Genomic DNA, 20011 nt, shown 5'->3' on the forward strand with positions numbered 1-20011 from the left:
GCGGGCTGCCCGTTGCGGGCAGGCCCGATCTGCTTTCAAAGTCAGGCGCGCGCGGCGGCCACGGCATCGGCAAGGCCGGCCATGGAGGTGAAATGGTAATCGGGTTTGGTGAACTCGGCCGGTTCGATCGTGCCGCCGTAACCCTTCTCGGCATGTCGTCGCTCGATCCAGCAATTGGTCAGCCCGAGTTTCCTGGAAATCCCGATGTCGTGGTACTGGCTCTGGGCGACATGCAGGATGTCGTCCTTCGAATGTCCTTCCGAGGCGACGTAGTCGAATACCTTCTCGAAGAATGCGGGATCGGGTTTCTCGGTCCCGGTATCATCTGCGGTGAAGGCGGCATAAAAGGGATTGCCGAGTTCCTTCTCGAAGAAATCGAAGGCCCAGCGGCGGGCATTGGTCATCGCCACGAGGCGATAGTCTTTCGCAAGACTTGCCAGCGCCGCGGCGCTGTCGGCAAAACCCTTCCAGCTTTTCGCCGAGTCCCGCAGCCGTTCGCCATATTTTTGCTCCGCGGGCAGGCCGAGCTTCGGCGCGATCGCGAGATAGACGCGCACGAGGTCGTCGGGAAAAAGGTCGGCATCCTCGGAGTAGCGGGCTGCGCGGTAGAGGCCAAGCGCCTGCTCGCCGTCGATTTCAGTCCCCGCCTCGGCCGCGATCTCGGCGAGGCAGGTCTTGAGGCCGCCTTCGAAGTCGATGAGCGTGCCGACGACATCGAAGGTCATGTATTTGAATTCCGAAAGGCTCTTGCTCACGTGAATTCCCCAGTGTTCGGCCCCGATGGGAGCTCGGCTTCTCGAAGAAGAAAATTCTGTTCCGCTGGCGGGGTCATTGTCCCGCTCTTTTATGGGAAGGCCCGCATCTGCCGGGATCCAGGGCTTTCGTTGACTTCAGTTTGTCACCTGCACTGCGCCGGATTCGCCGAATAGACCCCATGAGGCGGCACAAAATACCGAATCTGACGGTTTCCCGATATTCTCAGGCCTGCAGCGCCCGACGCACATCCGGATCCTCCAGCGTCTCGTCCAGCGTGATGCGGGTGCGCTCGATGATCGCGTCTATCTCCGTGTCTGTGCAGCAAAGCGGCGGAGCATAGCCAATTGCACCATTGCCGAAGGCGCGGATGACGAGGCCGTTTTCCCAGGCGCGATCGAAGATGCGGCGGGCGGGTTCGGCAGATGCCGGCAAGGGCGTTTTGTTCACCTTGTCGACCACCAGCTCGACGGCGGCCAGCATGCCGCGGCCGCGGACATCGCCGACGAGCGGATGATCCCTCAGCGATTCCAGGCCCCGCATCAGCCGTGCGCCGGCCCTGACGCCGTTTTCGAGAAGCCCGTTTTCGTAGAGCTTCAGGACTTCGAGGCCGACTGCGGCGCTGACGGGATGGGCCGAATAGGTATAGCCATGGCCAACGGCGGCAGCACCCGCGCCCTCGGCGATCGTTTGATAGACGTGATCGGCCATCAAGACGGCACCCATGGGAACGTAACCCGAGGTGAGGCCCTTGGCGGTCGTCATGAAGTCGGGCACGACCTCATCCTCGATGCAGGCGAAAAGCGGGCCGGTGCGGCCAAAGCCGGTGATCACCTCGTCCGCGACAAAAAGGATGTCGTGCGCGCGGCAGAATTCGCGCATGGCTTTCATCCAGCCTTTCGGCGGCACCAGAACGCCGCCCGATCCCTGGATCGGCTCGACGTAGAAAGCGGCGACGCGTTCCGGCCCGATCGCCTCGACCTTGCTTTTCAGCGCCGCAAGCGAGGCTTCGATGATCGCCTGCGGATTGTCGCCCACCGGGTTGCGATAGGCGTAGTGAGACGGAATCTTATGCTGCCAATCGAAGGGAACGCCGAAGCCGGCATGGAAGGCAGGTAGCGCGGTCAGGCCCGCGCCGACCGTCGAGGAACCGTGATAGCCTTGTTCGACCGAGATGAACTGATCGCGCTCGGGCTGCCCACGGGCATGCCAGTAGTAGCGGATGAAGCGGATCGTGCTGTCTATAGCATCGGAGCCGCCGAGCGTAAAATAGACGTGGTTGAGATCGCCCGGTGCGCGGTCGGCGAGTTCGCTGGCAAGTCGGATCGCGGGCTCTGAGCCGAGGCCGAAATAGGCCGTCGCATAGGGAAGCTCCCGCATCTGACGGGCGGCCGCCTCGACGATGCTTTCGTGGCCGTAACCGGCATTGACGCACCAGAGGCCGGCGAAGCCGTCGATCAGCTGCTTGCCTGAGGCGTCGGTGACCGTCGCGCCCTTGGCCGAGGCGAGCACACGCACGCCAAGCTTTTCATGGCCGCGGTAGGAGGCGACTGGATGGATGAGGTGGGCGCGATCGAGTTCGATGAGGGAATTGCTGTACATGGAGATCTCCGGATCAGCCGAGTGCCTGGCTGGCGAGGGCAAAGGTGGTGACGGCCGGTTCGGCGGCCTGGTGGACGAAGGGCTTTTTCATGGTGATTCCGCCGCCGACATGGGCGAGCCCGTGTTCGGCGAGCCACGGGGAAAGCCCGGTCTCATCAGTGGTGTCGACCCTGAGGAACCGTCCGGGCCGTCTGGCGATGAAATGTTCGATGAGTTTCCTGGCCTGCCCGAGGTCGGCGGCCACCACGGGTCCGATCACTTCGCCGCGGCCGAAGGGACGCAGGCAAGCGAACCCGGAAACGTGGCCGTCGCGGCGAATGACGGCGAATTCGCCGATCCCGGCGAAATAGGAGAGCAGTCCTTCGCGATCGGCGCCGAAGGCACGGCGATCGAGTGCCGCGATATCAGGCAGGTCGGCGTCGGTAGCGGCTTCCGTTTCCGCCGGCGCGGCAATTTCCCCGGCAAGGCCCTGGTGCTGCAGCACGGTTCCCGTCTCGTGGAAGCCAAGCTTCTGATAGAGCGGCAGACCTTCCGTCGTCGCCACCAGCCTCAGCGGCCGGTCTCCCGCTGTCAGCAAAGCGGCGTCCATGAGTTTTCGGCCGAGACCCCTGCCACGCATCGTCTCGTCGACGATGACCATGTTGATGGTCGCACAATCCCACTTGTACGGCGTGACGAGGACGGTGCCGACGACCCTGCCGTCCTCGACCGCGACCATCCCGTCGCTTAAGGCGAGCGCCAGCTGCCAGTCTTCCGTCCGATGCGGCCAGCCCGCCTGTCTAGAGAGCGCGACGGCGGCTTCCAGATGATCGGGGCCGAACGGGACGATTTCGATCTGACTTGTTTGCATGGGGGCGTCCTACATATCGTACCCGCCAGTCTGCCGGAGCACCGGCGGGCAGATCGTCTGAAGGCCATGGTTGAAGCAGTATCTTATGGCGCTGCTGTCATGGGCCGCCGCATCTTATGCTGGAACCGACCGATATTCATCGAAACGAGGCCCTGTCAGTGCATCATCGCCAGCGCGGCCGTAAAGAAATCTTCACCTCCGAAGTTTCCTGATTTCAACGCCAGCAGCATATCGCCCTGGGCATTGCCGACTGTGCGCAGCACCGGCACGCCGGGCGCAATCTCCGGGCCGATCAGAAATGCCGGAATGGCGAGCCTGTCGACCGCCGCGCCCGAGGTTTCCCCGCCTGCGACCACCAGGCGCCGCACGCCTCTCTCCACCAGTTCTGTGGCGATGATCGACGTCGCGGTCTCGATCGCGTGGCCGGAGGCTTCTCGTCCATAGATCGATTGCAGCCGGGACACGGTTTCAGGCGCAGCACTCGCGGCGATGACGACGGGGCCGGCGGAGATGCGTTCTCCGGCCCATGTAATCGCCGCGGCGATCTCGTGGGGACCGGCAAGCAGACGCTCAGGGTCGAGCCGCAGGACGGGCATCGACCGTTCGGCGATGTCGAGTTGGTGTAGCGTCGCCTTGGAGCAACTGCCGGCAACGATCGCTGAAAGTCCGCCCACGGGGCGAATGGCGTCCGCCGTTGTCGCGCCGCCGGACGATATCCGGCCGGAGCGGACGAGCGCGCGGGCAAGGCCGAGGCCGAGGCCGGACGCACCGGTCGACACCGGCGTTTCGAGAGCGACCTCGCCGAGCGTTTCAAGATCCCGTTCGAAAATCGCATCGGCGATAACAGCAGTGACGCCTGCGGTGCGAAAGGAAAAGGAATCGAGCCTCATTTTGACGGCGCCGGGTCCGGCCGCGATGGTCGTCAGATCGACTAGCCCGACAGCATTGCGCGACTGGCGGGTCAGAACCCGCACGAGATTGGCGTCATGCATCGGATTGAGGGGGTGGTCCTTGAGCGGGCTTTCGTTCAACGGTTGTCCGCCGACGAAGAGATGGCCAAAATAGACGGTGCGTCCCGTTTCCGGAAAGGCGGGCGTCACCAGCACGACGCCGCCGCCGGCAGCATCGCTCAAGGCCTCGGTGACCGGACCGATATTGCCGGCATCGGTGGAATCGAAGGTCGAGCAGATCTTGTAAAGCACATGGCCGGCACCCCGCTGGCGTAGCCATCGCTCGGCGCTCGTCGCCGCCGCCACGGCCTCCGAGGCCGGGACGGAGCGGATCTTCAGGGAGATGACCACGGCGTCGACATCCGGCAGGGCGAGCGACGGATCGGGGATGCCGACCGTCTGCACCGTGCGCAGGCCGTTCTTCGTCAAGGTGTTGGCGAGGTCGGAGGCGCCCGTATAGTCGTCAGCGATTGATCCGAGCAAAATAGCCATCGTCTAGCTCCGTGCAAAAGGTTTGAACCAGCCAAGACCGTCCAGTGTGTGGCCGCGCGGGATGTATTCGCAGCCGACGAAACCGTCGTAACCAAGGCGATCGACTTCGCCGAACAGGTAGGGATAGTTCAATTCCTCCCCATCCGGCTCGTTGCGTGACGGCACGCTGGCGATCTGGATATGGCCGGTGATCGGCAGCAGGCGCCGCAACGCGATAGTGACGTCGCCATGGATGATCTGACGGTGATAGATGTCGAACTGCAGCTTCAGGTTCGGCAGACCGCATGCGGCAATCAGCCGCTCGGCGGCGCCGAAGTCGTTGAGGAAATATCCTGGCATGTTGCGCCCGTTGATCGGCTCGAGCAGCAGATCGATGCCCTTTTCCGCAAGCCGCCCGGCGGCATAGGTGACGGAGCGCCGATAAGAAGAGGCGGCGTCTTCGTCGTGACGGTCGGCTATGCCTGCCATCAGGTGCAACCGTCTGACGCCCGTTGCCGCCGCATAGTCCAGTGCCTGCTCGACATCCGCTTTCAGCGCATCGAACCGTCCGGGAAGAGCGGCGATGCCACGCTCGCCTGCTGCCCAGTCGCCCGGCGGCAGGTTGAACAAGGCCTGCTGCAGATTGTTGCGGGCAAGCCGTTCGGCGATTGCCTCCGGCGTGGCCTCGTAGGGAAAGAGGTATTCGACGGCGGCAAAGCCGGCATCGGCAGCGGCGTCGAAGCGGTCGAGGAACGCCCATTCGTTGAACATCATCGTCAGGTTGGCGGCGAAAACCGGCATGTCTGGCGTTCCTTTTACAGGCTCTGCGGCTCTTTGGTGGAGCTGGGCAATTCAGCGCCCGAAAGCCTGGCATAGAGCCGCGCCAGCGAGGAATCGTCGTCACGGCCCATGCCTGCCCCGGAGGCGGCCAGATACATCTGCAAGGCTGCTGCTGTCAGCGGCACCGGGTAACGCTCGGAGCGGGCCATGTCTTGGACGATACCGAGGTCCTTGACGAAAATCTCGATGCTGCTGAGCGGAGTATAATCTCCGGCCAGCACATGCGGCACACGGTTTTCGAACATCCACGAGTTCCCGGCTGAAGCGGTGATCACCTCATAGACCTTGTTGAGGTCGAGGCCCTGCTTGGCGGCAAAGGTTATCGCCTCGCAGGCAGCTGCGATGTGCACGCCGGCGAGAAGCTGGTTGATCATCTTGAAGGCAGCACCTTTTCCGGCCTCGTCGCCAAGCTCGTAGACCTTGGCAGCCATGGCGTCGAGACCCGGGCGCGCCGTGTCGAAGGCCTGTCTGGAGCCGGATGCCATGACCGTCAGTTCGCCACGCGCCGCCTTGGCCGCGCCGCCTGAAATCGGCGCGTCGAGGTAATGCAGGCCGAGAGCTTCCACCCGCTGTGCCAGATCGCGTGCGACGGCGGGATCCATGGTGGCCGACGAGACGAAGACGGCGCCGGGCTTCATCGCATGCGCAACGCCTTCAGGCCCGAACAATACGGCCTCGGTCTGCGCGCCGTTGACGACCACGGAGACGACAATGTCGGCACCCTTTGCCGCAGCGGCAGGGGTCGCCGCGCCCCGTCCGCCATCGGCGACGAAGCGGTCCACTGCGGCCGGCGTGATGTCATATCCAACGACGTCGAGACCGGCGCGCTTCATCGACCGGGCCATTCCAAGCCCCATGGAACCAAGACCGATGACGGCTGCGATAATGTCGGGACCTGGGTTTTCAGCAAGGGGTGACATGAGGAGCTTCTCCAGTATCATGAGAAAGGTCTGCGCGCCTCCGGGTGCCGTCCCGGAGGGGCTGTGGTTTAGCGATTGACGCTTTTTGCCGGAACCGTCAACACGGCCAACGAACCAATGATCAACGCAGCCGCCAGCAGATACATGCCGGCGCTGTTGGTGCCGGTGAAGTCTTTGAGATAGCCTACCAGAAACGGCCCGAGAAAGCCGGCGAGATTACCGACCGAATTGATCCAGGCAATGCCGGCCGCAGCGCCCGTACCGGCAAGAAAAGCTGTCGGAAGCGACCAGAACAGCGGCGCGCAGCTGATGGCGCCCGCAGCAGCCAGCGACAGGCAGACAATCGAGACCGTCGTGCTCGTCGCCATCGTCGCCGCGACAAAGCCACCGGCGGCGATGAAGGCCGGGACGACGAGGTGCCAGCGGCGTTCGCGCAGCCTGTCGGCGGAACGTCCGAGCGCCAGCATTACGACGAATGCAGATATAGGGGATCGCCGAAATCAGGCCGATATTGAGGTTTCCGTTGACGCCCGAGGCCTTGACGATGGTCGGCATCCAGAAATTCAGGCCATATTGCCCGAGCACGAAGCAGAAATAGATCAGGCACATCAACCAGACGCGGCGGTCGGTCAGCGTTGCGCCGATGCTGTGCGGGCTTGCCGTCTTGACCCGGTTCTCCGCCTCGATATTGAGCCGTCAGCACGCGCTTTTCCTCATCGCTCAGCCATTTCGCGCCTTGGATCGTATCATCAAGATAGAAGAACGTCGCGACGCCGAAAAGAATAGCCGGAATGGCTTCGATCAGGAACATCCACTGCCAGCCGGAAAGTCCGTGCGTGCCGTGAAAACTATCCATCAGGAGACCCGAAAGCGGGTTGCCGAAAATGGCGGATATCGGGATCGCCGACATGAAGGTGGTGATGATCCTGGCGCGGCGATGGGCCGGATACCAGGCGGTCAGATAAAGAATGATGCCGGGGAAAAATCCGGCTTCGGCCACGCCCAGCAGGAAACGCAGCACATAGAAGACGGTTTCCGATGAGGTGAACATGAAGGCGGCGGAAATGATGCCCCAGGTGAGCATGATGCGGGCGATCCACACCCGTGCGCCAACCTTGTTCATGATGATGTTGCTCGGCACTTCAAACAGAAAATAGCCAATGAAGAAAATGCCCGCGCCGATGCCATAGGCGGCTTCCGAAAGGCCGAGTTCGCTCGACATCTGCAGCTTGGCGAAGCCGACGTTGACGCGGTCGAGATAGGCGACCACGTAGCACAGCATCAAAAAGGGTACGATGCGCCAGAATACTTTGCCATAGGCACGGTCTTCGAGCGTCTGGGCGGGATGTACGCCAACAGCTGGCGCTTGCGTCTGCAGCGTCATGATTTTCTCCTCCGATTGTTGCCGCGGTCTCCTTGAGGTCCTCCCGCGGCACGCCATGCCACTGTTTGGCAGCGCTGCCATTCCCATTAATGCATTTTGGCAGCGCTGCCAACAGCAAATTGGTAGCGCTGCCAAAAAAACCTTGCTTCTTGGCGGAAGCGGTGAAAAATGGTGACAACGCGGGGGCATCGGGCGGGGCAGGCCGGGCAACCCTTAACAGTCGGGTTCAAACGTAACGATGGAATTCAAACATCAACCGACGGTAACGCTTGCCGAGGTCGCGGAAGCGGCCGGTGTCGGCGAGAGCACGGTGTCGCGCGTGTTGCGCAACCACGGTTCGTTTTCCGGCAAGACGCGCGAGCGGGTGATGGCCGCCGTCGAGCGGCTGGGCTATGTGCCGAACCGGATCGCGGGAACGCTCGCCTCCACCGGTTCGCGTCTCGTTGCCTTCGTCATTCCCTCGCTGTCCAACATCGTTTTTCCCGATGTGCTGCGCGGCGCCAGTGCTGTTCTGGAGGAGAACCGGTATCAGGCGGTCTTCTCCGTGACCGATTATGATCCGGGCAAGGAGGAAGCGCTCGCCGCCGCGATGCTTGCCTGGCGGCCGGCGGCGGTCATGCTGGCGGGATGCGAGCATACCGAGGGCACGGTCAAGATGCTGCGCGCCAGCGGGTGCCGGGTCGTCGAACTGCTCGATCTCGACGGCGATGCTCTCGATATCGCGGTCGGCTTCTCGAACCGCGCGGCCGGACGGGAGAGCGCTGCCTTCCTGCTCAAGCGGGGTTATCGCCGGATCGGCTATGTCGGTCACGACCTGAACCGCGATACCCGTGCCGGCAAGCGGTTTTCCAGCTTTTGCGAAACGCTCGCTGCGCATGACGCCCCGCTCGTCGCCCGCGAAATTCTTGCCGGCGCTTCGTCCGTGGAAAATGGCAGACTGGGGCTGGAGCGGCTGCTTGCCCGGACGACCGATCTCGATGCGGTTTATTTCTCCAATGACGACATGGCGCTGGGCGGCTATTTTCATTGTCTGGCCGAGGGGATCGTGATCCCGTCAAAGCTCGCCATTTTCGGCTATAACGGCCTCGATATCGGCCGGGCAACACCGCAACCCTTGTCGACCATCCGAACGCCGCGCGTGGCGACCGGGCAGATCGCCGCGCAGTTGGTCGTCACTAACGCGCCGCCGCAGGCCGTCGATCTCGGCTTTGAACTGATCGAAGGGGCAACCGCCTAATATTGGAGGAACTGTCATGTCCGACGCGCGCCTGCGTGAGGAAATCTGCCGATACGGCCGCTCGCTGTTCGAGCGCGGGCTGACGCCCGGTTCGTCGGGCAACATATCGCTGCGGCTGGAGGATGGCGGCTGGCTGGTCACGCCGACCAACGCCTCGCTCGGCTTTCTCGACCCGGCACGGATCTCCAGGCTCGATGCCGAAGGCCGGCTCCTGTCCGGCGACAAGCCGACCAAGGAAATTCCGCTGCACACGGCCCTCTACGATACGCGCGGCAGCGCCCGCGCCATCGTCCATCTTCACTCCACCCACGCGGTGGCACTGACCATGCTGCCGGAGATCGATCCGCGCGCGGCCCTGCCGCCGATGACGCCATATTATCTGATGCGCGCCGGCGAAACCGCGCTGGTGCCCTATTATCGTCCCGGCGATCCGGCGGTGGCTGACGCCATCCGCGGGCTGGCGGGCAAGTATTCGTCGGTGCTGCTGGCCAATCACGGACCTGTTGTCGCCGGTGACAACCTGGAGGCGGCGGTTTTTGCGACCGAGGAACTGGAAGAAACGGCGAAGCTTTATCTGCTGTTGCGCAACCTCAATCCCCGTTTCCTCAGTCCGGCGCAGGTGGCCGATCTCGTCAACACCTTCGGCCTCGACCTTCCTTCGCATCACGATCACGATCACGACGGCGATTGAAGGCGTCACTCCGCCGGCCGTTGACCGCGGGCAAGCGCGCAACCTTCTGCCAAACTCTGCTTTCGATACGACAGATTCTGCTTCCGATGCCGGCAATTCAGGCGAGCTGTGGGTGAAGCGGTGCCTATGATTGTGACAGCTCCGATCGCTCAAGGATACGCAAATGACGACGTTCCGTCCGAAATACATCACCTTCGATTGCTACGGCACGCTGACCAACTTTCAGATGGCGGAAGCGGCACGCGACCTCTACGGCGAAGAGCTCGACGAGCCACGCATGGCGGAGTTCATCAAGAATTTCGCCGCCTATCGGCTCGACGAGATCCTGGGTGACTGGAAGCCCTATGCCGAGGTGGTGCACAATTCGCTCGAGCGGACATGCAAGCGCAACGGCGTGACATTTCGCAACGAAGCCGCCCGGATGATCTATGAGCGGGTTCCGACCTGGGGGCCGCATTCGGATGTCCCGGCCGGTCTCGCCAAGGTCGCCAAGGAAATCCCTTTGGTCATCCTTTCCAACGCCATGAATTCGCAGATCATGTCGAACGTCGAAAAACTGGGTGCACCCTTCCATGCGGTCTATACCGCCGAGCAGGCGCAGTCCTATAAGCCACGCTTCAAGGGCTTTGAATATATGCTCGATATGCTGGGCTGCGGGCCGGAAGACGTGCTGCATTGCTCGTCCTCCTTCCGCTACGACCTGATGTCGGCCCACGATCTCGGCATCAAGAACAAGGTCTGGGTCAATCGCGGCCACGAGCCGGCCAACCCTTATTACGGTTATGTCGAAATTCCTGACATCTCGGGCCTGCCTGGCGTCGTCGGGCTCTGACGGAGACACGCGGATGCAGTTCGAATCCTACTGGCACGACACGGCCCAGCCCTTTGCCGGCGGCGCCCAAGGCCCCGTCGAAGGACATTACGACGTCGCGGTCATCGGCGCCGGCTTCACCGGGCTTGCCGCGGCGCGCCAGCTTGCGAAGGTCGGCGTCAAGGTCGTGGTGCTGGAGGCCGAACGGGTCGGCTGGGGGGCGTCCGGGCGCAATGGCGGACATCTCAACAACGGGCTCGCCCACAGTTTCCTGTCCGCCAAATCAGCACTCGGCGTGGGGCGGGCCGTCGCCCTCTACAAGGCGTTCGACGATTCCATCGACACGATCGAGGCGATTATCGCCGAAGAGGGGATCGACTGCAATTTCCGCCGCGCCGGTAAGCTGAAGCTTGCCTCCAAGCCGCAGCATTTCGATGCCATTGCCCGCAATTTCGAGGCTGTTCACAAAGAGGTCGACCCGGACACCGCACTTCTGACGGCGAGTGACCTGAAAAGCGAGGTCGGGTCACCCTTCCATGGCGCCATGCTCTCGAAGAAGAGCGCGATGATGCATATGGGCCGGTATGTCGCCGGGCTTGCCACAGCGGCCGCCCGTCACGGTGCCGTCATCTTCGAAAAGGCGGCGGTGACCGCGCACCGGCAGGGAAACGGTCGCCACAACCTTGAGACCGCACGCGGCAGCGTCACTGCAGACCACGTGCTGGTCGCGACAGGCGCCTATACGCCGTCGCTCTTTAATTATTTCCGCCGCCGGATCATTTCCGTCGGCAGCTTTCTGATCGCGACCCGTCCGCTGACCGACGCCGAAATCGCCGCTACGATGCCGGGCAACCGCACTTGCGTCACGTCGATGAATATCGGCAACTATTTCCGGCTGTCGCCCGACAAGCGGCTGATCTTCGGCGGTCGCGCCCGGTTTTCCGCCACATCGGATCAGCGATCGGACGCAAGGAGCGGCGACATTCTGCGCGCCAGCCTGGCTGAGATCTTCCCGCAGCTTGCCGGCGTCGAGATCAACTATTGCTGGGGCGGGCTCGTCGATATGACGAAGGACCGCTATCCGCGCGCCGGCTATGTCGATGGTGTCTGGTATGCCATGGGTTATTCCGGCCACGGCGCCCAGCTCTCCACCCATCTCGGGATGATCATAGCCGACGCCATCCTCGGCAAGGCCGACCGTAATCCGATCAAGGGGCTCGAATGGCCGGCCGTTCCCGGCCATTTCGGAAAGCCGTGGTTCCTGCCGCTCGTCGGGCTCTATTACAAGACCCTCGATCGCTTCCAGTAACGGACCGGATCAGTCTGATTGCCGCCACTGTTCTAGGATTGCGACGAGCGCCTGCGCGGCAGCGGTTATCAGTCGTGACCCGCCTCATATGCGGCGCGGACGAGGCTGACGCGATCTCGCTGACAACGCTATTCAAGCTTACGCTGCGGCATGAGTATGAAACCCAGCGACAGCATCAGCGGTATCCCTGACCAGACGATTTCGACACCGGGCGATGCCCAGTCGAATTGATAGAGATAGAAAGCCCCGCCAAGCCGGGCCGCCAGGATGTCCAGGCACGAAATCAATCCTAATCTGGATGCATCGACATAGGAGAACGCGAGAGCCGTTGACGGAATGTTGGCGATCGCCATCGCGGCGCCCGCGACAAACATGACGAGGAAGAGGCCGCTTGCGGAATCTATTGGCGAGTTCATGAAAATGATCAGACCCGCGCCAGCCAGGATTGCCGAGACCATCAGACACTGCGGAAAATAGACACTGCTGACCCTGCTCATCATATAGCAGACGATGGTGAATGAAACCCACGGCGACGCTCCGAGGAGCGCCAAGTAGGTATCGGTGGCCCCGCCATGAGCAGCCCTAAGCGGAACGGAGTAGATGAGCCAGGTCACTTGGCCGTAGATGACGAAAACCGTCACAAGAACCGACAGCAGGCCCTTCCATGACACCGACGGCGATCCGGTGACCTCCGTGGAGGAGGCGCTTTCCGACACCACCGCCGTGGATTTCCCAGCTAGAAAGAAAGCCAGAATCGATAAGAGAACGATCAAAATAACCGAACTGCGAAGTGCGAACATCTGCGCGGCCATGATCAACGCCAAGGGCGCGATCACGCAGACGGCTCCTGTCGTCGTCGCCCAGTAGGAAAGATACTTTGCCTTTTCCTTGTACATGACCGAAATGATGGAAGGGATAAGCGGTGAGAAAATCCCCGCTCCCAGGCCCATCAGAATCCGCGCTGACAAGAGACCGTAAAAGGCGCCCGAAGCGGACAGCAGAACCGCCCCGGCCAAAAACAGGACAAGCCCCAATCGAAACAGGCTCAGAAGGATATGCGGAGTCCGGGCAAAATAGGAAGGAACGATGCCCGCGACCAAGGCGATGTTATAGGAATAGGCGAGAAGAACGCTGTCTGCGGCGTTCATCTCGTATCCCCTGGACAAGCTTGCCAATATGATCGGGAAGATGGAGATATCGGCTGTGTAGGCAGATGCGGCCGAGAGCACCGACAGGAAGAGCAGCCTTCCGCCTGACGGCCTCTCGCTCATGTCCGTTTGGACTTTCGTGATTGCCTGGCATAGCTGCCCTTTTCCCGCTTTGGCCCCACGCGATCGACAATCGTGCTTTTGTACGCCGCCCAGTCATCCTCCCCGAACTCATCGAGGGATTCCACGAAGCCGAAGTCTCTGACGGTTCCAAGGGACAGGAAATCGAAATTTACCGGAAAAACCTGCAGGATCGGCTGGTTTCGCCGATAGATGATCTCGGTGTCGGTCTTCAGGATTTTGATGTTCGTAAAGAGCGGGCCGAACCAGGCGTCAGTCTCGACGATGCCTTCGTACGTGAATGTGTGATTGTTGGGAGTGTGATTGATGGGGGAGCGAACATAAGCGAAAACCCCGGGGGGCGTTTTCAGGACGAGCCCGCTCCACAACTGGAACGAACCGCCCTCCGGCACGGAGGATATGAACGGCGGAGAATATCCTTGCACCTCGGCAGGCGCGGAGGCATTGAAGTGATCCTTGAATTTTGGAAACTGGAGAGTGTCCGCCTGTATCCAGCTGTCGATCCCCGCGCATTTGAATAGAATGACCCTTCCATCCCATACCACGCGGAAGTCGATGGGCGGAAATACGTACCACCCCAGCTGCGATGCCAGCCTGATCGGCTCGCAATATCTGTAGGCTCGAACAGGAAGCGTACCAGAGGCGGAGGAATCCGCAGGGATCGGCTTCACAGCCGAAGGGATCATGCGCAAAAATGTTATGCCGACGTCACCGTCGGACTCCGGCTGAACCAAGCTGCGCATGATCTGATTGCAACCCTTACGCTGCTTCGTCCATCAGGGCGATATCGAAAGCAGGGCTCTTGTTCGCGATATGGACTCTGCCGTCATCAACGAAATCGGCGATGTCAAATGCAGGACTTTTATTTGCAATATGCACTTTGCCATCATCGATGAAATCGCCGATGGCAAACATGGGGCTTTTGTTGGCGATGTGAACGTTGCCGGCGTCGGCAAAGTCAGCTGCTTTATACGCAACTCGCTGCTTGGCGAGTGAATCATCATGTTTCATATCACCACCTATAGTAAAGCGACGAGACTGTCGCCTACCGAGGCTAGCATTACAGCCGCGCATGTCAACCTGGCTTAGCAGCGCGGGAGGCTGATATTTGGTTGTGCTGGCGTCCTTCTCGCCGAAGCGCTTCCACCAGCGCGTCCCCAACCACGGACAGGTCGCCACCGGCGATTTCCGTGGGTGTGCCCAGCTTGGAAACCGGGATTGCGAAATGTAAATCTATGCTATGACCGATGACCGAATTGAAGCATAACCGGTTGAAATCCCTCTGCGTAACTTCGCAAACCGGCCGTAGCATCCTGCCGTCAAAGCAGCGTCAAAGAAATGTTGTTTGGGCACCGTAATTTTGCAGGAATCCGCCAAAGGCTGCGGAGTACTCAGCAGAAGCATCGACAGTCGCTCCGATCATCCAGCGCCGGGATTATTCCCCGGCGCTCTTTTGTTTTCCTTTAGTCAGGCGAGCCCGCCGATGTGGAAGCTCTTCATTTCGAGATATTCCTCGATGCCACACTGCGCGCCCTCGCGGCCAAGACCGGATTGTTTGACGCCGCCGAAGGGAGCCACCTCGGTCGAGATTGCCCCTGTGTTCAGGCCGACCATCCCGAATTCGAGCGCTTCGGCGACACGCCAGGAGCGTTTCAGGCTCCCCGTGTAGAAATAGGCCGCAAGGCCGAAGGGGGTGGCGTTGGCGATGCGGATCGCCTCTTCCTCGTTGTCGAAACGGAAAAGCGGAGCAACGGGTCCGAAGGTCTCTTCGCTGGCAAGCTGCATCTCGGTTGTCGCACCGCCAAGCACCATCGGCACCGCATATTGATCGCCTTGAGGCATGGAGCCTGCAGTGGCGAGGATCCTCGCTCCCTTTGCCACCGCATCGTCGACATGACGCTTGATCTTCTCGATCGCCGCCCTGTTGATCATCGGCCCGATATCCGTGCCGGCATCCGTACCGGCCCCGACCTTCATGGCCGACACGCGTGCGGAAAGCTTGGCGGCAAAGGCCTCGTAGACGCCGGACTGGACGAGAAGCCGGTTGGCGCAGACGCAGGTCTGGCCGCCATTGCGGAATTTCGAGGCGATCGCGCCTTCCACGGCCAGATCGAGATCGGCATCGTCGAAGACGATGAAGGGCGCGTTGCCCCCGAGTTCGAGGCTGAGCCGCTTGACGCTGTCGGCCGCGCCGCGCATCAGCAGCGAGCCGACGCGGGTCGAGCCGGTGAAAGAGATCTTGCGGACGGTTTGGTTCGCCATCAGTTCGTCGCCGATACCAGCCGGCATGCCAGTGACGATATTGATCACACCCTTGGGGATGCCGGCGCGCTCCGCCAAGACGCCGAGCGCCAGCGCCGAAAAGGGGGTCAGGTCCGATGGTTTGACGACGACGGTGCAGCCCGCGGCGAGCGCTGGCCCGACCTTGCGGGTGATCATCGCATTCGGAAAATTCCACGGCGTGATGATCGCCGACACGCCGACCGGCTCCTTCAGAACGACGATCCGCCGATCCGCTGTCGGTGAGGGAATGGTCGTTCCGCCGATGCGGCGCGCCTCCTCGGAGAACCATTTGATGAACGAGGCGCCGTAGCGGATTTCACCGCGCGCTTCCGTCAGCGGCTTGCCCTGCTCACGGGTGAGGATCAGCGCCAGATCCTCGATATTGTCGAGCATCAGATCGTGCCAGGCTTCCAGCAATGCGCCGCGCTCGGCATTGGTCTTTGCGCGCCATGGACCAAAGGCCTTTTCCGCCGCCACGATTGCCGCCCTCGTATCGGCTCCATCCATGTCGGGTACCGTGCCCAGCACATGCTGGGTCGCCGGATCGATCACCTCGATCGTGTGCCCGGCCGCGGCCCCCCGCCATTCTCCGTCGATCAGTCCCTGCTGACGAAGCAGGCTGCTATCCCTCAATCCGTCCATTCTGTTCTCCATTGATCAGCCAAGTGCCGAAAGCACCGATGCCGTGATCGCGTCGGTCTTGTCCTTGCCGGGAATTGCACCGATGCCGCGTGCGGTCGTCGCCTCGATTGATGCCATCACCTTTGCAGCGGCAGCCGTTTCTCCGAAATGCTCCAGCATCATCGCGCCCGACCAGATGGCGGCGATCGGATTGGCGATGCCGAGATCGGCTATATCGGGTGCGGAGCCGTGGACCGGTTCGAACATCGACGGCGCTGAGCGGTCAGGATTGATATTGGCGGAGGCGGCAAAGCCAAGCCCGCCCTGTATGGCGGCGCCGAGGTCGGTGAGGATATCGCCGAACAGGTTGGAGGCGACCACGACGTCGAGACTATCTGGCGCCATAACCATGCGGGCGGCCATGGCGTCGATATGGTAGCTGGTCACCTCGACATCTGGATATTCCGCAGAAAGCCTCTGGGTGACTTCGTCCCAGAAGACCATCGAATATTTCTGGGCGTTGGACTTCGTCACCGAGGCAAGCTTGCCGCGCCGCGCCCGTGCTTGCTCAAAGCCGAAGCGCAGAATGCGCTCGACCCCCTTGCGGGTGAAAATCGAGGTCTCCACAGCCACCTCGCTATCGGTGCCCTGGTGGACGCGGCCACCGGCGCCGGAATATTCGCCCTCGGTGTTTTCACGGATGCAGAGGATGTCGAAGCCATCAGACCGCAACGGCCCCTGCACACCCGGCAGCAGCCGGTGCGGGCGGATATTGGCATATTGCACGAAGGCCTTGCGGATCGGCAGCAGCAGCCCATGCAGCGACACGGAATCCGGCACTTTGCGAGGCCAGCCGACGGCGCCGAGCAGGATGGCATCGAAGGATCTGAGCGTTTCGATGCCATCCGCGGGCATCATGCAGCCGTTCTCCAGATAGTAGTCGCAGGACCAGGGATAGCTGGTTGCGTCAAGAGAAAATCCGTTCAGGCGAGCTGCCTTTTCGAGCACGGCCCAGGCTGCTGCCGTCACATCACGGCCGATGCCGTCTCCGGGCAGAAGGGCGATCTTGTAGGTTTTCATCGCAGGTCCTCACAGGCTGATGAGCACACTCTTGCTCTTGCGGTTGGCGAGATAGGCTTCGCGGCCGAGATCCTTGCCGATGCCGGACTGCTTGTAGCCGCCGGTCGGCAGGATATGGTCGCGCGAGCGGCCGTAGCGGTTGACCCAGACGGTGCCGGCCTGAAGGCGGCGCGTCACGCGGATGGCACGCGAGAGGTCGCGGGTGAAGAGGCCGGCGGCGAGCCCATAGGCCGGATGGTCGGCGAGCCCCAGCGCTTCCTCCTCGTCCTCGAAGGTCTGAATGGTCAGCACCGGTCCGAAGATCTCCTCGAGAACCGCCGGCGATGTTGCTGTCACCCCCGAAATCAGGGTCGGTGCGTAGAAATAGCCTTCGCGGTCGAGGCGGCGGCCACCGGTGAGGCACTCGGCGCCACCGTCGATCGCGGCCCGGACGATACCGTCCATGCGGGCGATCTGGCGTTCGGAGATGACGGGCGAATAATCGGTTGCTTCATCCCAGGTGGGGCCCGGGCGGATTGCCGCCAGCCTTTCGACGAGTGCGGCTGCGAGCGCGTCTGCCACCTTCGCCTCGACGATAAGGCGGGATCCGCAAACGCAGGCCTGACCGGCGTTGGAGAGAATGCTGCCGGCGATTGCTGCCGTCGCAAGATCGAGATCGGCATCGGCGAAGACCAGTTGCGGGCTTTTGCCGCCGAGTTCGAGCGTCATCGGCTTGACGCCGGTGCGGGCGATGTTGGTCATGATTGCCGCGCCGGCCGCGGTCGAGCCGGTGAAACTGACCTTGGAGATGCCGGGATGTCCGGTGATCGCGTTTCCTGTGGTCGGGCCGTCGCCGAGCACGATGTTGACGAGACCTGCCGGCAGGCCGGCCCGCACCGAAAGTTCGGCGAGATAGAGCGTCGAAAACGGCGTCATTTCCGATGGCTTCAGCACCACCGCATTGCCTGCCGCCAGCGCCGGGCCGAGCTTCCAGCCGGCCATGGACAAGGGGAAATTCCAGGGCGTGATGGCGCCGACGACGCCATAGGGTTCCGTCATGATCATACCGAAGTTCGCATCGTCGGTCGGGACGAGGTCGCCGCCCTCCTTGTCGGCGAATTCGGCAAAGAAGCGGATCTGTTCGGCGGTGACGGCGATGTCGCCGGCGACGAGATGACCGACGGGCCGTGTCGAGGAAAGCGCCTCGAGCTTGGCGAGGGTCTCCGCCTCGGCTTCGATCAGGTCCGCCCAGCGCTGCAGCGCCACGGTGCGCTCGCGCGGCCGCATGCCGCCCCAATTGCTCGTCTTCAATGCGGTCCTGGCGGCTTCGACGGCCTGGTCGACAAGCGCCTCGTCGGCCAGCGGGCAGCCGGCATAGGCCTTGCCGTCGGATGGGCGATGCATGTCGATGACGGCTTCGGCCGGAACCAACCGGCCGCCGATGAAATGTCCAACGGGCAGGGATATCGTGTTCGGATCGAAGCTGAGTGTCATCGCATGTCCTCGGGATGGGCTGAGACGAGCTTAGCTGGGGAAGGCGAGCAGCATGCATCGACCGGGGATGCCGCAGCGGCGAAAAATTGCGTTTTCGCCGCCGCCGCAGTCAAATCTACGGCGTCGGCATCACGACACGGTGACGTAGATCTTGCGCACCGTCTCGATCGTCTTCCAGACGCCGACGAAGCCCGGCTTCATGACGAAGCTGTCGCCGGCCTTGTAGAGAACCGGTTCGCTGCCTTCCGGCGTGAGTTCGATCAGGCCGGAAAGGATGTGGCAGAACTCGAACGTCTCCCCCTTGATCGAGCGCGTCTCGCCGGGTGTCGCTTCCCACACGCCGCTATGAACCGTCTCGCCGCGGGCGACGTCCTGCGCCCAGGTCTTGAAGGCCGGATTGCCCGAGATCAGCCGTTCGGGCAGGGGGGCGGATTCGCGCGGCGCGAAGGACGGGTTGGTGTCGATCGTCTTGAGGAGGGACATGATTTTGCTTTCCTAGGTTGAGAACTCAGTAGCCGCGGTTGCGATCGACCAGGCCGATCGGATCGACGCCCGCCTGGTGCCGTTTGATGTTGCCGATCACCGCCGCCGCGGCGGTTTCAGGCTGGGTGACGCTCGCAATGTGCGGCGTCAGCAGGATCTTCGGATGGTTCCAGAAGGCGTGGTCCGCAGGCAGCGGTTCCGGATCGGTGACGTCGACAACGGCGCCGGAGAGATGCCCGGCGTCGAGCGCGTCGACGAGCGCCTGATGGTCGAGCTGAGCGCCGCGGCCGACATGGACGAGTGCTGCGCCGGCCGGTAATCCGGCGAAAAGCTCGGCATTCAGGAAGCCGCGCGTCTCATCCGTCAGCGGCAGCAGGCAGACGAGAATGTCGGTGGTTGCAAGCAGAGTATCGAGACCGTCCCGGCCGCTCAGGCATCGGATGCCGTCGATCTCGCGCTGGCTGCGGCTCCAGCCCGAAAGCGGAAAGCCGAAGGGCTGCAAACGTTCGAGCACGGCGCTCCCAAGCATGCCGAGCCCGAGCACGCCGATGCGGCGTTCGGAGGCCTGTACTGGCGCGATCGTCTGCCAGGTCCGGCGCCGCTGCTGGTCGAGATAGATCGGCAGGTCGCGATGGAGCGCAAGGACCGACAGCGTCACATATTCCTGCATCATCCTGACGATGCCGTCCTCGACCATGCGTACCACCTTGACCGATGCCGGCACCGCATCGATATGGAACTGGTCGATGCCGGCGCCGATCGAAAACAGGATTTCGAGATTGCGGTAGCGCGCGAGATCCTCCGGCACGATCCAGGTGATCAGGTAGCGAACGGCGTCCGGTTCGACCGACTGGGGATCCATGGAGAAAGCAATTTCGGGCAGTTCGCGCGCGAAGGCTTTGGCGAATATGGCGCCGCGCTTCGCATCGGAATTGAAGAGAAAGGTCATGGCGTCGGCTCCTTG

18 protein-coding genes and 1 pseudogene are annotated in these 20011 nt (G+C 62.2%); 4 read left to right on the forward strand and 15 right to left on the reverse strand.

What is annotated here, in order from left to right; genetic code table 11:
• Nucleotides 1–41: 41 nt before the first annotated feature.
• The 7 genes and pseudogenes from V8P77_RS26020 to V8P77_RS26050 all read right to left on the reverse strand — a co-directional run bounded on the left by V8P77_RS26020 (nucleotide 42) and on the right by V8P77_RS26050 (nucleotide 7770).
• Nucleotides 42–755 carry an HAD-IA family hydrolase gene (locus tag V8P77_RS26020; RefSeq protein ID WP_335914843.1) on the reverse strand — a complete coding sequence of 238 codons (714 nt, stop codon included), beginning with the start codon at nucleotides 753–755 and terminating at the stop codon, nucleotides 42–44.
• Nucleotides 756–978: 223 nt separating this feature from the next.
• On the reverse strand, nucleotides 979–2355 hold the full coding sequence (locus V8P77_RS26025) for an aspartate aminotransferase family protein (RefSeq protein WP_335914844.1): 1377 nt from the start codon (nucleotides 2353–2355) through the stop codon (nucleotides 979–981).
• Between the two features lie 13 nt (nucleotides 2356–2368).
• The gene (locus V8P77_RS26030) at nucleotides 2369–3205 is read right to left on the reverse strand and encodes a GNAT family N-acetyltransferase (RefSeq protein ID WP_335914846.1); all 837 of its coding nucleotides are present in this window, start codon (nucleotides 3203–3205) and stop codon (nucleotides 2369–2371) included.
• Nucleotides 3206–3360: 155 nt separating this feature from the next.
• Complete coding sequence (otnK, locus tag V8P77_RS26035) at nucleotides 3361–4647, reverse strand: 3-oxo-tetronate kinase (protein WP_335914847.1); 1287 nt, start codon at nucleotides 4645–4647, stop codon at nucleotides 3361–3363.
• A gap of 3 nt (nucleotides 4648–4650) precedes the next feature.
• On the reverse strand, nucleotides 4651–5427 hold the full coding sequence (gene otnI / locus V8P77_RS26040; protein WP_335914849.1) for a 2-oxo-tetronate isomerase: 777 nt from the start codon (nucleotides 5425–5427) through the stop codon (nucleotides 4651–4653).
• 14 nt (nucleotides 5428–5441) lie between these two features.
• Nucleotides 5442–6386, reverse strand: coding sequence for an L-threonate dehydrogenase (ltnD, locus tag V8P77_RS26045; RefSeq protein WP_335914850.1), 945 nt, complete (start codon nucleotides 6384–6386; stop codon nucleotides 5442–5444).
• Nucleotides 6387–6454: 68 nt separating this feature from the next.
• Nucleotides 6455–7770, reverse strand: a pseudogene (locus V8P77_RS26050) (MFS transporter).
• A gap of 238 nt (nucleotides 7771–8008) precedes the next feature.
• Here V8P77_RS26050 and V8P77_RS26055 point away from each other — a divergent pair.
• The 4 genes from V8P77_RS26055 to V8P77_RS26070 all read left to right on the forward strand — a co-directional run bounded on the left by V8P77_RS26055 (nucleotide 8009) and on the right by V8P77_RS26070 (nucleotide 11818).
• Nucleotides 8009–9007 carry a LacI family DNA-binding transcriptional regulator gene (locus tag V8P77_RS26055; RefSeq protein ID WP_335914852.1) on the forward strand — a complete coding sequence of 333 codons (999 nt, stop codon included), beginning with the start codon at nucleotides 8009–8011 and terminating at the stop codon, nucleotides 9005–9007.
• A gap of 16 nt (nucleotides 9008–9023) precedes the next feature.
• Nucleotides 9024–9698 (forward strand): 3-oxo-tetronate 4-phosphate decarboxylase, encoded by a 675-nt coding sequence (gene otnC, locus V8P77_RS26060; protein ID WP_335914853.1) that lies wholly within the window; start codon nucleotides 9024–9026, stop codon nucleotides 9696–9698.
• Nucleotides 9699–9861: 163 nt separating this feature from the next.
• The gene (locus tag V8P77_RS26065; RefSeq protein ID WP_335914854.1) at nucleotides 9862–10530 is read left to right on the forward strand and encodes a haloacid dehalogenase type II; all 669 of its coding nucleotides are present in this window, start codon (nucleotides 9862–9864) and stop codon (nucleotides 10528–10530) included.
• Nucleotides 10531–10543: 13 nt separating this feature from the next.
• Nucleotides 10544–11818 (forward strand): NAD(P)/FAD-dependent oxidoreductase, encoded by a 1275-nt coding sequence (locus V8P77_RS26070; protein WP_335914856.1) that lies wholly within the window; start codon nucleotides 10544–10546, stop codon nucleotides 11816–11818.
• Nucleotides 11819–11946: 128 nt separating this feature from the next.
• On the opposite strand, the gene V8P77_RS26075 is transcribed toward V8P77_RS26070, so the two are convergent.
• The 8 genes from V8P77_RS26075 to V8P77_RS26110 all read right to left on the reverse strand — a co-directional run bounded on the left by V8P77_RS26075 (nucleotide 11947) and on the right by V8P77_RS26110 (nucleotide 19996).
• On the reverse strand, nucleotides 11947–13089 hold the full coding sequence (locus V8P77_RS26075) for an MFS transporter (protein ID WP_335914857.1): 1143 nt from the start codon (nucleotides 13087–13089) through the stop codon (nucleotides 11947–11949).
• Nucleotides 13086–13850, reverse strand: coding sequence for a DUF6065 family protein (locus V8P77_RS26080; RefSeq protein WP_335914858.1), 765 nt, complete (start codon nucleotides 13848–13850; stop codon nucleotides 13086–13088). The genes V8P77_RS26075 and V8P77_RS26080 overlap by 4 nt, the downstream gene beginning before the upstream one ends.
• A 16-nt stretch (nucleotides 13851–13866) precedes the next feature.
• Nucleotides 13867–14286: a hypothetical protein gene (locus tag V8P77_RS26085; protein WP_168288605.1), complete on the reverse strand. Its 420-nt coding sequence runs from the start codon at nucleotides 14284–14286 to the stop codon at nucleotides 13867–13869.
• Between the two features lie 288 nt (nucleotides 14287–14574).
• Nucleotides 14575–16032 carry an NAD-dependent succinate-semialdehyde dehydrogenase gene (locus V8P77_RS26090; protein WP_335914859.1) on the reverse strand — a complete coding sequence of 486 codons (1458 nt, stop codon included), beginning with the start codon at nucleotides 16030–16032 and terminating at the stop codon, nucleotides 14575–14577.
• 15 nt (nucleotides 16033–16047) lie between these two features.
• A complete protein-coding gene (locus V8P77_RS26095; protein ID WP_335914860.1) occupies nucleotides 16048–17091 on the reverse strand; it encodes a tartrate dehydrogenase in 1044 nt (347 codons plus the stop codon).
• A 9-nt stretch (nucleotides 17092–17100) separates the two neighbouring features.
• Nucleotides 17101–18564 carry an aldehyde dehydrogenase family protein gene (locus V8P77_RS26100; protein WP_335914861.1) on the reverse strand — a complete coding sequence of 488 codons (1464 nt, stop codon included), beginning with the start codon at nucleotides 18562–18564 and terminating at the stop codon, nucleotides 17101–17103.
• A 129-nt stretch (nucleotides 18565–18693) separates the two neighbouring features.
• The gene (locus V8P77_RS26105) at nucleotides 18694–19047 is read right to left on the reverse strand and encodes a cupin domain-containing protein (protein ID WP_335914863.1); all 354 of its coding nucleotides are present in this window, start codon (nucleotides 19045–19047) and stop codon (nucleotides 18694–18696) included.
• 25 nt (nucleotides 19048–19072) lie between these two features.
• On the reverse strand, nucleotides 19073–19996 hold the full coding sequence (locus tag V8P77_RS26110) for a 2-hydroxyacid dehydrogenase (protein WP_335914864.1): 924 nt from the start codon (nucleotides 19994–19996) through the stop codon (nucleotides 19073–19075).
• Nucleotides 19997–20011 lie beyond the last annotated feature (15 nt).

Origin of the sequence: Rhizobium aouanii (genome assembly GCF_037002925.1) — a bacterium.
Taxonomy (GTDB): domain Bacteria; phylum Pseudomonadota; class Alphaproteobacteria; order Rhizobiales; family Rhizobiaceae; genus Rhizobium; species Rhizobium aouanii.